Genomic DNA, 12,744 nt, shown 5'->3' on the forward strand with positions numbered 1-12,744 from the left:
TGCCGCTTCCACAATCCTTCATCTTACAACATTTGGGCGCGGCTGAAATCATCGATCAGGCCCAGCACCTGCGGCAATTGCTCGATGTGAGGGAAGTGCCCCGCCTCCTCGACCAGGGCGAACGCGGCGCCGGGCATGCTGTCGCACAGGCGTCGCCCATATGCCACATCCACGATGCCGTCGCTGGCGCCCCACGCCACCAGCGCCGCCACCTGTAGCCCGGCCAAGCGCGCCCGCAGGGTCGGATCGTGCATGAACGGCTGTCCCGCGTACGCGTGCAGCGCGGCGTGGTTGGCGGCCATGATCGCGGCGGTCTCGGGGCTGGCAGGGGCCAGCGAGTAGCGCTGCGGATCGTGGAAGGCTTTGGCCGCGCGCTCGGCGGGCGCCAGCCCGACCGGATCGACAATGTCGCCGTCAATGCCGACCGCGTTGAGCAGCACGATGCCGGCCAGCCGCCGCGGCGCCAGCAGTGCCATTTCCGCCGCGACCCAGCCGCCGAAGGAATTGCCGACGATGATCACGTCCTTGACATCCATTCGTTCGAGCAAGTCCAGGTAAGCCTTGGCCAGATCGCCGGCGCTGGCAAATCCCTGCGGCCTGGGCTGGCCATCGAAGCCCGGATGCGTGGGCGTAAGCACGCGCGCCTTGGCCGACAGCGCAGTCGCCAGCCCCGCCACCGACGCCGGCCCGGCGCCGCCATGCAACAGCAGGAATGCCCGCCCCTGCCCCTGGTCGGTCAAGGCGACCGTCACCGTATCGTTCAATAATTGCATGTTCACCTCATCTCAAATAATATAAACATCTTTATATAAATATACTTACATGTCAAGCCGATCTTGACAGCCGGTTAGCGATATATAAATATGTTGAGATGACTATTTCCCTCGAAGCCCTCGGCCTGCTGGTTAAGCAAGCCCAGCACCGCCAACACCGCGCCCTGGAGGCGCAACTCGCGCCGCTGGGCGTGAGTCTGGTGCAATGGAACGCGCTGCGCGAAATCGACCGCCACCCCGGCAGCACCATGCACGGGCTGGCCGAACTGACCTTCAATTCCGACCAGGCCTTCGGCACCCTGGTGACGCGCTTGATGAAGATGGGTTTGGTGGAGCGGCAACCGGGCCAGGGCCGGGCCATGCTCCACACGCTGACGCCGGCGGGCGCGGCCCTGCTGCACCAATGCCAGCAGGTCGTGCCCAAGGTCACCAGCCAAAACTTCGCGCCGCTCTCCCAAGCCGACCGCAAAGAGTTGTCGCGCCTGCTCACCTTGCTGGTCGACAGCGAACCATCGCGCAGCGACGGCTAGGTTTTCGCCCGCGCCCGCAAGACGCGCTCGGCGCCGACCTGGTTCACGGCAAAGCCATTGCGCCCGGCAGCCTTGACGCCGTACAGCGCCTGGTCCGCCGCTCGCATGACTTCGTCGACCGTGACAGTCGGACTGGTCGTGAGCGCAATGCCGATGCTGGCCGTGACCCGGCGTTGCGTTGCGCCGCACGGGAAAGGCTCATGCATGGCCTCCACGATCTTCCTCCCCAGCACATCGATTTCGGTATTCGAGGCCAGCTGCTCGAACACGATCACGAATTCATCGCCGGCCAGGCGGGCCACCGTATCCGTGGTGCGCACCGAGGCCGTCAGGCGCCGGGCGAACTCCACCAGCACCTGGTCGCCGGCGGCGTGGCCCAGCGTATCGTTGATCTGCTTGAAGTGGTCGACATCCAGGAAGGCCAGCCCCACCTGCTGGCCGGCGCGCGCGGCCCGCGCCAGCGCCTTCGGCAGGAAATCGTCGAACATGCGGCGGTTGCCGATGCCGGTCAGGACATCGGTGCTGGCCAGGCGGTGCAGCTCCAGCTCGGCGCGCGCGCGGCTTTGGGATAGCGCATAGAACGCCCGGCTGAGGTGGCCGAACTCGTCACCCCGGTCCACGTCGAACACTTCGATACTGGCTTTGCCGGCGCTGATGTCTTCCACATGCCGTTGCAGGCGCCCCAATGGCTGCAGCAATTTCTTGGTGATCGCCCAGCCGAACAGTCCGGCCAGGCCGGTCAGCAGCGCCGCCCCGACAAAGGCGCGCAGCCGCACGCTGCGCATCGGCGCGAAGGCGCTCTCGACCGGATAGGACAAGGCGATGGTCCACCCCACCTCGCGCAAGTGCTTATGCACCAGCAGCACCGGCACGCCATCGTCGAGGATGCCTTCCTGCCAGCCTTCGCCGCCTTGCAGGGCGGCCTCCATCACGGTGCCGGCGCCGTCGTCGCCCTTTTCCAGCAGCAGTTTTTTATTGGGATGATGGACTATCACGCCATCGTCGGTGACGATGAACAAATACCCCTCGGAGCTGGAGCGCAGCGAGTCGATCTGCGCGGAAAATGAAGGCCGCAGCAAGTCGATCGCGCCCAGCAGGACGCAGACGATCTTGCCGCTGGAATCGCGCAGCGGCTGGGTCAGCACGAACACCGGCTTCCCGGAAAGCACGCTCTTGAAAGGCGCCGAGATCACGCCGTCCTTTTGCTTCAAGGTCTCCTGGAAGTACTTGCGCTCGGAGATGTTGATGCGCTTGGCGTTGCGGTCGCGCAGGCTGGCGATCAGCTTGCCGTTGGCGTCGAATGCGGAGACATTGAAAAACTCCTCGCGCAGGGTTTCGTGGGTTTCCAGTTCCAACTGAATTTGATCTAACGTCAGTTCATGCGCCTGGAACTGCTCGGCCAGCAACCTCAGCAGCTGCCGCTTGTCCTGCAGATCGCTGTCGATCAAGGCGGCCGCACTGGTCAGCAGCGACAACTCCTGGCGCGCGATCACCTGCCGCAGCTCCGACTCGGCGATGAGCAAGGAGATGCCGCCCGTGCCGATGCCGGCGACCAGCACCAGCGCGATCACGAGGGCGGTGATCTTAAACTTAAAGCTGAGAAAAAAGCCAAATGTAGGCCGCATGGAAACTCCTGAAGTGCAAGCCCGTCAGGACACTGCGGATCGAATGGGCTGGCCATCGCTGCACGCGGGAGTTCGGCGGCACTATGTGTTCCCAGTATATTACGCCGGTTGAGAATCGCACCGATTCCGTTGCCATGAAACAACGTACTTAGGGCAACATCATCCAGAACATGGCCAGCACCGCCAGCGTCATGGCCGCCGTCGCGCCCCAGCCCAGGATCCGCAGGCGGCGGCCGATCACGAAGCGGCCCATGATGGCGGAGCGCCCCGCCATCAGCATCATCACGACCATGATGGGCACCGAGATCACGCCATTGATCACCGCGCTCCAGTACAGCGCCTTGATCGGATCGATGGACGTAAAGCCCAGCAAAATGCCGACGATGGTGGAGACCGCGATGATGCCGTAGAAGCCCTTGGCCTGCGAGGCGGTTTTCTCCAGTCCCTTCTCCCACTGGAAGGCGCCGGCCACCGCGTAGGCCGCCGAGCCGGCCAGTACCGGCACCGCCAGCATGCCGGTGCCGATGATGCCGGCGCTGAACAAGGCAAACGCAAACTCGCCCGCCAGCGGACGCAAGGCGGCCGCCGCCTGGGCCGAGGTGTCGATCGCGGCGATGCCGTGCAGGTGCAACGTCACCGCCGTGGTCAGCATGATGAAGAACGCCACCAGGTTGGAGAAGCCCATGCCGATCACGGTGTCGACCTTGATGCGCTGGAAGTGCGCGCGCGCCTGCTCGGGCGCCTCGCGCAGCGCCTGCGACTGCGGGCAGGCCTGCAACTCTTCCACTTCCTGCGAGGCTTGCCAGAAGAACAGGTAGGGGCTGATGGTGGTGCCGAATACCGCCACCATGGTGGTGATGTAGGCCGGCGACCATTCCAGACGCGGCATCGTGGTGGCGGCCGCCACTTGCAGCCACGGCACATGAACGGTGAACACCGCCGCCACATAGGCCAGCAAGGCCAGGGTCAGCCACTTCAGAAAGCGCACATAGCTGCGGTAAGGGATCAGCACCTGCAGCAGCAGCGAGATCAGACCGAACAGCGCCGCATACCAGCGCGACGAGCCGCCGATGATCAGCGTGACCGCCTCGCCCATGGCCGAGACGTCGGCCGCGATGTTGACGGTATTGGCGATCAGCAGCAAGGCGACGATGGCGCGCACCAGCCACGCCGGGAAATGTTCGCGGATATTGCCGGCCAGCCCCTTGCCGCTGACGCGCCCGATCTGCGCGCTCACCACCTGGATGCCGACCATCAGCGGATAGGTGAACAAGATCGTCCACAGCATATGGAAGCCGAACTGCGCGCCCGCTTGCGAATAGGTGGCGATGCCGCTCGGATCATCGTCGGCGGCGCCGGTGATCAGGCCGGGGCCGAGTTTTTTCAGCCAGGCGGAGGCGGAGGAGCGCGCGGGCGCGGTAACGGTGTGATCAACATTCAACATAAGTCATCCAACAACAGAATTCGCCCGACAACGGGCGCAAAACGGAGGTGCGGCGACACCGGCGCAAGCGATACAAGGGCGCGGCGTGGCTACAAAAATTTGGATGGGTGCGACGCGGGCCGGGCCCGCATCAGACGCCATCATCCGCGGTGAGCAAGATGACGGCAGGGAATGCTGCGTTATCTTGCCGAGGCGGCGCCAGAGCTGGTCTGGCTACAACTATCACTCGAACAAGTACCCATGAGGGTCTCCGGAAATGGAAAACAGGCGAAAGATACGGGAAATCCGCTGCTTAAGTCAATAACAATTATTGCGGTGGCGCGTCAGCGCTTGCCGGCGTCCTCGTCCAGCTGGCGCAGGAAGGCCATCTTGTCGGCGATCTTGCTTTCCAGGCCGCGCGGGACGGGCTGGTACCAGCCGGGTTCGCGCATGTCGTCGGGGAAGTAGGTTTCGCCGGCCGCGTAGGCGTGCGGCTCGTCGTGGGCGTAGCGGTATTCGTGGCCGTAGCCCAGTTCCTTCATCAGCTTGGTCGGGGCGTTGCGCAGGTGGACCGGCACTTCACGCGACTTGTCCTTCTTGACGAAGGCCATGGCCTGGTTGAAGGCGTTGTAGCCGGCGTTGCTCTTGGCGGCGATGGCCAGGTAGATCACCGCCTGCCCCAGCGCCAGCTCGCCTTCCGGCGAACCGAGGCGCTCGAAGGTGGCGGCGGCGTCGTTGGCCATCTGCATCGCGCGCGGATCGGCCAGGCCGATGTCTTCCCACGCCATGCGGACGATGCGGCGCGACAGGTATTTGGCGTCGGCGCCGCCGTCCAGCATGCGGCACAGCCAGTACAGCGCGGCGTCCGGGTTCGAGCCGCGCACGGATTTGTGCAGCGCCGAGATCTGGTCGTAGAAATTGTCGCCGCCCTTGTCGAAGCGGCGCGCGTTCAGGGTCAGCGCGTTCTGGATGAACTCGGGCGTGATCTTGTTGGTCTTGGCGGCGTTGGCGGCGGTGCTGGTCTGCTCCAGCAGGTTCAGCAAACGGCGGCCGTCGCCGTCGGCGTAGCCGATCAAGGTGTCGATGGCCGCTTCGTCGAACTCCAGATGCGTCAGCACCTTGGCGCGGGCCTTGTCGACCAGCTGGCGCAGCTCGGCGTCGTCGAAGGAATGCAGCACGTAGACCTGCGAGCGCGACAGCAGCGCCGAGTTGACTTCGAACGAAGGGTTCTCGGTGGTGGCGCCGATCAGCGTCACCAGGCCGGATTCGGCGTACGGCAGCAAGGCGTCCTGCTGCGACTTGTTGAAGCGGTGGATCTCGTCGACGAACAGGATGGTGTGCTTGCCCATGTCCAGGTTGTGCTGGGCCTGCTCCATCGCGGCGCGGATGTCCTTCACGCCGGAGAACACCGCCGACAAGGCGATGAACTCGCACTCGTAGGCGTTGGCGGTCAGCCGCGCCAGCGTGGTCTTGCCCACGCCCGGCGGCCCCCACAAGATCATCGAATGCGGCTGGCCCGACTCGAACGCCAGGCGCAGCGGCCGGCCCGGCCCCAGCAGGTGATGCTGGCCGATGACGTCGTCAAGCGTCTTGGGCCGCAGCGCTTCGGCCAGCGGCTGGCGCGGTTCGGTGGAAAAGAGATCAGCCACGATGTGTACACTCGTTCAAATGGAAAAACGCCGCAGCGTCGCAGCTGCGGCGTCGGCGCCCGCGATGGCGGGTGTTTGCTTACTGCTTAATTATTATTGAATACGTCGGCGCCCTTCGGCATGACGAATTTAAAACTCGTCGCAGTCAGCGCCGGATTTTTTTCGATCTTGCGGAACGACAGCACCGAAGTCTGGCCGAACGAATCCTTCAGCTCCATCGCTTCCGGCAAGCCGTTGCGCAGGCCGATGGTGATCTGTTCGAAGCTGGTGTCCTTGGCTTTCGGCACGGCCTTCAGCCATTCCAGGCCTTCCTTGCTGCCGGCTTCCGACAGCGTGAAATTCTTTTCCAGGTCGTTGCTGCCGAACAGGATCGCGGCCGGCGACGAGCCCAGCGCGTCGCCCAGCTTCTTCACCGTGACCTGGTTCAGGTCCTTGTCGAAGATGAACAGCTGGTCGCCGTCGGCTTGCAGCACCTGGTCGTAGGGCTTCACGTAGGTCCAGATGAACTTGCCGGGACGGGCGAACACGAAGGTGCCGGTGGCGGTGTTGGATGCCTTGGGCGTTTCGCCGTTAGTGTTCTTCACCTGCTTCTGGGTGAACTCGCCCTTGGCGGCCTTGGTCGAGGCGACGAAGGATTTGAACTGCTCCAGCGCGCTGGCTTGCGCCAAGGCGGCCGCCAGCAGGCCGGCGGTCAACACTGCGATATTTTTGAAACGCATCATACGGTTTATCCTATTTTATTCTGCACTGGCAGCCGGCACCAGAATGTCGCGGTTGCCGTTCGACTGCATGGCGGAGACCACTCCGCTATTTTCCATTTGTTCCAGCAGGCGCGCCGCGCGGTTGTAGCCGATGCGCAGATGGCGCTGCACCAGCGAGATCGAGGCGCGGCGGTTCTTGAGCACCACCTGCACCGCCTGGTCGTACATCGGATCGGCCTCGCCGCCGCCCTCGCCCGCCACCGCATCGCCGCCGCCGGCTTCGCCTTCCAGCGTGCCGCCTTCGAGGATGCCTTCAATATAGTTCGGCTCGCCGGTGGTCTTCAGATGCTTGACCACGCGGTGCACCTCGTCATCCGACACGAAGGCGCCGTGCACCCGCACCGGCAGGCCAGTGCCCGGCGGCATGTACAGCATATCGCCCATGCCGAGCAGCGCTTCCGCCCCCATCTGGTCCAGAATGGTGCGCGAGTCGATCTTCGACGATACCTGGAACGCGATACGGGTCGGGATGTTGGCCTTGATCAGGCCGGTGATCACGTCTACAGATGGGCGCTGCGTCGCCAGAATCAAGTGCAGGCCGGCAGCACGGGCTTTTTGCGCGATACGGGCAATCAGCTCCTCCACCTTTTTGCCGACGACCATCATCAGGTCGGCCAGCTCGTCGATGATGATGACGATGGTCGGCAGTTTTTCCAGCGGCTCCGGCGAATCCGGCGTCAGGCTGAACGGATTCGGGATGTGTTCTTCCTTCTTCTTGGCTTCGGCGATCTTGGCGTTGTAGCCGGCCAGGTTACGCACGCCCAGCTTGGACATCAGCTTGTAGCGGCGCTCCATCTCGTTGACCGCCCAGTTCAGCGCATGGCCGGCCTGGCGCATGTCGGTCACCACCGGCGCCAGCAGGTGCGGGATGCCTTCGTACACCGACATCTCCAGCATCTTCGGATCGATCAGGATCATGCGCACGTCGGCCGGGTCGGACTTGTACAGCAGCGACAGGATGGTGGCGTTGATACCCACCGATTTACCCGAGCCGGTGGTGCCGGCGACCAGCAAGTGCGGCATCTTGGCCAGGTCGGCCACCACGGCCTTGCCGGCGATGTCCTTGCCCAGGGCCACGGTCAGCGGCGATGGATTGTCGTTGTACACCTTGGAACCGACGATCTCGCTCAGGCGCACGATCTGGCGCTTCGGATTCGGCAGCTCCAGCGCCATGTAGTTTTTGCCAGGAATGGTCTCGACCACGCGGATCGAGGTCAGCGACAGCGAACGCGCCAAATCGCGCGCCAGGCCGACGATCTGGCTGCCCTTGACGCCGGTGGCCGGCTCGATCTCGTAGCGCGTGACGACCGGGCCCGGATAGGCCGCCACCACCTTGGCTTCGACGCCGAAGTCGGACAGCTTCTTCTCGATCAGGCGGCTGGTGAATTCCAGCGTTTCGATCGACACGGTTTCCTGCACCTCGGCCGCCTCGTCCAGCAGGGACAGGGCCGGCAGACGGCTGTCGCCGCTCAGGTCCTGGAACAGATTGGCCTGGCGTTCCTTCTCCACGCGCTCGGACTTGACCACGGCAACCACCTGCGGCTCGATCTTGACCGGCGCCGCCGCCACGGGATGCTTCTCGACGTGCTTGGCGCGCTCGATGACCACCACCTCTTCGCGCTTGACGGCGGCGACCTCGCCCTGGCGGCGGTCTTCGCGGTACTGGTAGCGCTGGATGAACCAGTCGATCATCAACTCGATGCCGCCGCCGATGCGCTCGGCCAAGGTCAGCCACGAGACGTGGAAGAACAGGCTCAGGCCCAGGCCGAACAGCAGCAACAGCAGCAAGGTGGCACCGGTGAAGCCGAACGCCACGTGGGTCGAATGGCCGATCAACTGCCCCAGCACGCCGCCCGGCGCGCGCGGCAGCTGCACATGCAGCGAGTACATGCGCAAGTATTCCAGTCCGACGCTGCCGATAAACAGCAGCACGAAGCCTATCCCGCGTATCAACGGTTCCTGCGCGTGTTCCGGATCAGGTTCCTTGGACAGCACATATTTCTGCGTCAGCCGGCGATAACCGAGCCAGACGATGCGCAGCAGACAAAACGCCCACCACCAGGCCGAAAAACCGAAGATATACAACAGCAGGTCTGACAGCCAGGCGCCCGCGCGCCCGCCGAGGTTGTGCACTTTAGGCACCAGCGTTTCGTGGGACCAGCCGGGGTCCATCTTGTCGTAGCTGATGAGTATCAGCACGAAATACAGGCCGAGTACGGCCAGCGCCAGCCAGCGGGCCTCGGACAGCAGCCGCACCAGCCGATTGGGCAGGGGCTGGCGCTCGGTCGGGGTGCGGGTATAGGCGGAAGATCCGGCGGAGGAGGCTTTTGGCATGCGTTCCTGAACTTTTTTACTGCTCATAGGTATAAAGGTGTTGCAATCTTATCGGTCAGGAAATAATCAGGTATGGGTATTCTAAGGCATATGGGCCCCAACCGGCCCTACGATTCATCCTGATCCGCTGCTTGCACTATAATCTTGTATTGCCTGCGTGAATGCAATAGCGGTTGCCCTGCCATCGCCCTTGCCGTCGCTATAATTGCCCCCAAATTCGGATTAATCCAACATATTAAGAAGCCTTCCATGACCACACCTAAACACGCCCGTGTATTGATCCTTGGCTCCGGCCCAGCCGGCTACAGCGCCGCTATCTACGCCGCCCGCGCCAATCTGAAGCCGATGCTGGTCACCGGCGTCGAGCAAGGCGGCCAGCTGATGACCACCACCGACGTGGAAAACTGGCCGGCGGACCCGATGGGCGTGCAAGGCCCGGACCTGATGCAACGCTTCCTGCAACACGCGGAACGTTTCAATACTGACATCGTGTTCGACCATATCCACACCGTCAAGCTGCAAGAAAAACCGATCCGCCTGATCGGCGACAGCCACGAGTACACCTGCGACACGCTGATCATCTCGACCGGCGCCTCGGCACAGTACCTGGGCCTGCCGTCGGAACAGGCGTTCATGGGCAAAGGCGTGTCCGCCTGCGCCACCTGCGACGGTTTCTTCTACCGTGGCCAGGAAGTGGCCGTGGTCGGTGGCGGCAACACCGCCGTCGAGGAAGCGCTGTACCTGTCCAACATCGCCACCAAAGTGACGCTGATCCACCGCCGCGACAAGTTCCGCGCCGAAGCCATCCTCATCGACCGCCTGAACGCCAAGGTCGCCGAAGGCAAGATCGTCATCAAGTACAACCACACGCTGCAAGAAGTGCTGGGCGACGACAGCGGCGTTACCGGCATCAAGATCGCCTCGACCGACAGCAATGCCGTCAGCGAGCTGACCGTGCACGGTCTGTTTATCGCCATCGGCCACAAGCCGAACACCGGCATCTTCGAAGGCCAGCTGGACATGCACAACGGTTACATCAAGACCAAGACCGGCACCGAAGGCATGGCCACCGCGACCAGCGTACCGGGCGTGTTCGCCGCCGGCGACGTGCAGGATCACATCTACCGTCAGGCCATCACCAGCGCCGGCACCGGCTGCATGGCCGCGCTGGACGCCCAGCGCTACCTCGAAGGCCAGGAGTAATACCGTGGGACTGAAAGACTTCGCCGACCTGAAATCGCTGGCCAAGCAGCTCAAGGAGCAGGCCGACACGCGCGCCGCCGCCGAGGCGGAACGCGTCAAGCGGGAAAAGGTGCAGGCAGTGGAGGCGAACATCTTCCAGTCCAGCGTCGGCGGCGTCAAGCGCATGCCGGTGTCGGATCGTTATGTGCCGCAGATGCCGAAGACGGCGTCCGTGACCGCTACCCCGGCCCGCAAGCTGACGCAGGCCGAGGACGACGCGGCCGTGCTGCGCGAGTCGCTGTCCGACCTGTTCGAAGTCGATCACTACCTGGAAGAAGATCCGGCGCTGAACTACGCCGCTCCCGGCGTCGGCCCGGACGTGGTGAAGAAGATGCGCAAGGGCCACTGGCCGGTGCAGGACGAGTTGGACCTGCACGGCCTGCGCCGCGACGATGCGCGCGACGCCATCGGCGATTTCCTGCGCAAGTCGGCGATGCGCAACCACCGTTGCGTGTGCGTGATCCATGGCCGCGGCTTCGGCTCCAGAAGCCAGGAGCCGGTGCTCAAGTCGATGGTGCACAGCTGGCTGGTGCAGAAGGAGGAAGTCGTGGCCTTCTGCCAGGCCCGTCCGTCCGAAGGCGGCGAAGGTGCGTTGATCGTGCTGTTGCGCGCGGCGCTGCAGGTCCAGCGCTAAGCAACACAGGCATCACGGCGCGGCGGCGTCCCACTCGCTGCGCAGCCAATCGAAGAAAGCCTGCACCGGCGGATGCCGCTCCCGGCCCGGCACGCACAACACCGTGTACGTGCCGCCAGCGATCTGTATATCCGGCCGCGCGACCTTCAACAATCCTCTCTGTTCCGTATCGGCGACCAGGATGGAGCTGGCCATCACCAGGCCCTGCCCGGCGATCGCCGCCTGCAGCGCATACATTTCCTCCGCATACTCCCTCAGCGCCAGCCTCGGCAGCCAATCTTTGCCGGCCGCTTCGCCCCACGCGTGCCAGCTGTCGCGGTATAGCGTGGACTTGGCCCAATGCACAGATATCAGCGACGGCGCCGCTTGGTCCATCAACTCATCCACCCTGCCCGGCGCGCCGTAGACACCGAAAGTCTCGACCATGCCGCCCGGGCTGTACATCTCCGGATACGGGCCGCCACCGTAACGGATCGCGACGTCGACACTGGCATCTTGCTGCAAGTCGATCGGCGTGGTCGAGGTATCCAGCCGAAGGTTGACTTCCGGATGCAGGGCGTAGAACCGGTCCAGGCGGGGAATCAGCCACAGCGCGGCAAACGACGAGGGAGTGGTCACGGTCAGGCGGCCGGCCACCGGCGCCGCGCGCAAGTTGTTGGTGACCTGCGCCAGGTCGGCCAGCGCCGAGTGCAGCGAGTGGAACAGCGTCTCGCCCTTGGGCGTCAGCCTTACGCCGCGCGGCAGGCGCTCGAACAGCGCCACGCCCAGCCATTCCTCGAGCGCGCGCACCTGATGCGACACCGCGCCCGGCGTCACCGCCAGTTCATCGGCCGCCAGCTTGAAGCTCAGGTGGCGCGCCGACGATTCGAAAGTGCGCAGCGCGATAACCGGTAAAGCACGAAACATGGGGTGTCCTCAAGTGAATCCAATTCGTCTGGCGTCAATTCAGCTGGTTTGTCGGGTGCGACAGCGCGGCCTATAGTCATTGCTCGACAACCAACGAGCATACCGCATCTACATCATGACCACACTCCTGCACCTCGACTCCAGCGCCCGCCCCGGCAATTCCGCAAACCAGCCATTCGGATCGCATACCAGGCGGCTGACGTCGCGCTTCGTCGCCCGCTGGCAGGCCGCGCATCCCGACGACACGGTGATCTATCGCGACCTGGGCGCCCATCCGCCACAGCACGTGACGGGCGACTGGATCCATGCGGCGTTTACCAAGCCCGAGCAGCGCCTGCCGTGGATGCACACGGTGCTGCAAGAGAGCGACCAGCTGATCGACGAACTGTGCGCGGCCGATCTGGTCGTCGCGGGCGTGCCGATGTATAACTTCAACGTGCCGGCACAGTTCAAGGCCTACATCGACAACATCGTGCGCGTGGGCCGGACCTTCGGCTTCGACCGCGGCCGCGCCGGCGCGCCCTACTGGCCGCTGCTGGACCAGCAGCGCAAATCGTTCGTCATCCTCAGCTCGCGCGGCGACTATGGCTACGGCCAGCGCATCGTCCACATGAACCATGTGGAACCGTCGGTCACCACGGCGCTGGGCTATATCGGCATCACCGAAGTGCATGGGGCGGCCATCGAGTTCGACGAATTCGGCGACGAGCGGCTGCAAGCATCGATTGTGGCGGCAGAGTCACACGTCGACGAGCTGGTGACGCTGTTGAGCACGCAACGGCAGCCCGTGTAGCCGTCAGCCGCTCCAGACCGCAGAATCATGACACGTGGTCGGTTTGTCATGTTAACCTATGGCATCATCACTTT

General features: G+C 63.9%; 11 protein-coding genes. 4 read left to right on the forward strand and 7 right to left on the reverse strand.

Features of this window, described 5'->3' with window-relative positions; translation table 11 throughout:
- Positions 1 to 23: 23 nt before the first annotated feature.
- Positions 24 to 773 (reverse strand): alpha/beta fold hydrolase, encoded by a 750-nt coding sequence (locus RUGAMON1_RS11845; RefSeq protein ID WP_445230690.1) that lies wholly within the window; start codon positions 771 to 773, stop codon positions 24 to 26.
- 98 nt (positions 774 to 871) lie between these two features.
- Between RUGAMON1_RS11845 and RUGAMON1_RS11850 the strand changes: the two genes are divergently transcribed.
- On the forward strand, positions 872 to 1,303 hold the full coding sequence (locus RUGAMON1_RS11850; protein WP_445230691.1) for a MarR family winged helix-turn-helix transcriptional regulator: 432 nt from the start codon (positions 872 to 874) through the stop codon (positions 1,301 to 1,303).
- Here the strand turns inward: RUGAMON1_RS11850 and RUGAMON1_RS11855 are convergent.
- From RUGAMON1_RS11855 to RUGAMON1_RS11875, 5 genes are all read right to left on the reverse strand, one after another.
- Positions 1,300 to 2,928: a diguanylate cyclase domain-containing protein gene (locus RUGAMON1_RS11855; RefSeq protein WP_445230692.1), complete on the reverse strand. Its 1,629-nt coding sequence runs from the start codon at positions 2,926 to 2,928 to the stop codon at positions 1,300 to 1,302. The genes RUGAMON1_RS11850 and RUGAMON1_RS11855 overlap by 4 nt on opposite strands.
- Positions 2,929 to 3,076: 148 nt before the next feature.
- Complete coding sequence (locus RUGAMON1_RS11860; RefSeq protein WP_445230693.1) at positions 3,077 to 4,372, reverse strand: NRAMP family divalent metal transporter; 1,296 nt, start codon at positions 4,370 to 4,372, stop codon at positions 3,077 to 3,079.
- 323 nt (positions 4,373 to 4,695) lie between these two features.
- Positions 4,696 to 6,000: a replication-associated recombination protein A gene (locus tag RUGAMON1_RS11865; protein ID WP_116989635.1), complete on the reverse strand. Its 1,305-nt coding sequence runs from the start codon at positions 5,998 to 6,000 to the stop codon at positions 4,696 to 4,698.
- Between the two features lie 86 nt (positions 6,001 to 6,086).
- Complete coding sequence (lolA, locus tag RUGAMON1_RS11870) at positions 6,087 to 6,722, reverse strand: outer membrane lipoprotein chaperone LolA (RefSeq protein WP_445230694.1); 636 nt, start codon at positions 6,720 to 6,722, stop codon at positions 6,087 to 6,089.
- Between the two features lie 15 nt (positions 6,723 to 6,737).
- The gene (locus tag RUGAMON1_RS11875; RefSeq protein WP_445230695.1) at positions 6,738 to 9,095 is read right to left on the reverse strand and encodes a DNA translocase FtsK; all 2,358 of its coding nucleotides are present in this window, start codon (positions 9,093 to 9,095) and stop codon (positions 6,738 to 6,740) included.
- A 249-nt stretch (positions 9,096 to 9,344) separates the two neighbouring features.
- Between RUGAMON1_RS11875 and trxB the strand changes: the two genes are divergently transcribed.
- Both trxB and RUGAMON1_RS11885 read left to right on the forward strand, forming a co-directional pair.
- Positions 9,345 to 10,298, forward strand: a complete 954-nt coding sequence (trxB, locus tag RUGAMON1_RS11880; protein ID WP_445230696.1) for a thioredoxin-disulfide reductase — start codon at positions 9,345 to 9,347, stop codon at positions 10,296 to 10,298.
- A gap of 4 nt (positions 10,299 to 10,302) precedes the next feature.
- Positions 10,303 to 10,971 carry a Smr/MutS family protein gene (locus tag RUGAMON1_RS11885; protein WP_445230697.1) on the forward strand — a complete coding sequence of 223 codons (669 nt, stop codon included), beginning with the start codon at positions 10,303 to 10,305 and terminating at the stop codon, positions 10,969 to 10,971.
- Positions 10,972 to 10,983: 12 nt separating this feature from the next.
- On the opposite strand, the gene RUGAMON1_RS11890 is transcribed toward RUGAMON1_RS11885, so the two are convergent.
- Positions 10,984 to 11,877 carry a LysR substrate-binding domain-containing protein gene (locus tag RUGAMON1_RS11890; RefSeq protein ID WP_445230698.1) on the reverse strand — a complete coding sequence of 298 codons (894 nt, stop codon included), beginning with the start codon at positions 11,875 to 11,877 and terminating at the stop codon, positions 10,984 to 10,986.
- Between the two features lie 115 nt (positions 11,878 to 11,992).
- On the opposite strand from RUGAMON1_RS11890, the gene RUGAMON1_RS11895 reads away from it, so the two are divergent.
- Positions 11,993 to 12,670 (forward strand): FMN-dependent NADH-azoreductase, encoded by a 678-nt coding sequence (locus RUGAMON1_RS11895; RefSeq protein WP_445230699.1) that lies wholly within the window; start codon positions 11,993 to 11,995, stop codon positions 12,668 to 12,670.
- The last annotated feature ends 74 nt before the right edge of the window (positions 12,671 to 12,744 follow it).

Source organism: Duganella rhizosphaerae (assembly GCF_040364205.1).
Classification (GTDB): domain Bacteria; phylum Pseudomonadota; class Gammaproteobacteria; order Burkholderiales; family Burkholderiaceae_D; genus Rugamonas; species Rugamonas rhizosphaerae.

Excerpts from the sequence above, each read along its gene's own strand:
- RUGAMON1_RS11845 (WP_445230690.1), bottom strand. The coding sequence starts at position 773 with ATGCAATTATTGAACGATACGGTGACGGTCGCCTTGACCGACCAGGGG.
- RUGAMON1_RS11850 (WP_445230691.1), top strand. The coding sequence starts at position 872 with ATGACTATTTCCCTCGAAGCCCTCGGCCTGCTGGTTAAGCAAGCCCAG.
- RUGAMON1_RS11855 (WP_445230692.1), bottom strand. The coding sequence starts at position 2,928 with ATGCGGCCTACATTTGGCTTTTTTCTCAGCTTTAAGTTTAAGATCACC.
- RUGAMON1_RS11860 (WP_445230693.1), bottom strand. The coding sequence starts at position 4,372 with ATGTTGAATGTTGATCACACCGTTACCGCGCCCGCGCGCTCCTCCGCC.
- lolA (WP_445230694.1), bottom strand. The coding sequence starts at position 6,722 with ATGATGCGTTTCAAAAATATCGCAGTGTTGACCGCCGGCCTGCTGGCG.
- RUGAMON1_RS11875 (WP_445230695.1), bottom strand. The coding sequence starts at position 9,095 with ATGCCAAAAGCCTCCTCCGCCGGATCTTCCGCCTATACCCGCACCCCG.
- trxB (WP_445230696.1), top strand. The coding sequence starts at position 9,345 with ATGACCACACCTAAACACGCCCGTGTATTGATCCTTGGCTCCGGCCCA.
- RUGAMON1_RS11890 (WP_445230698.1), bottom strand. The coding sequence starts at position 11,877 with ATGTTTCGTGCTTTACCGGTTATCGCGCTGCGCACTTTCGAATCGTCG.
- RUGAMON1_RS11895 (WP_445230699.1), top strand. The coding sequence starts at position 11,993 with ATGACCACACTCCTGCACCTCGACTCCAGCGCCCGCCCCGGCAATTCC.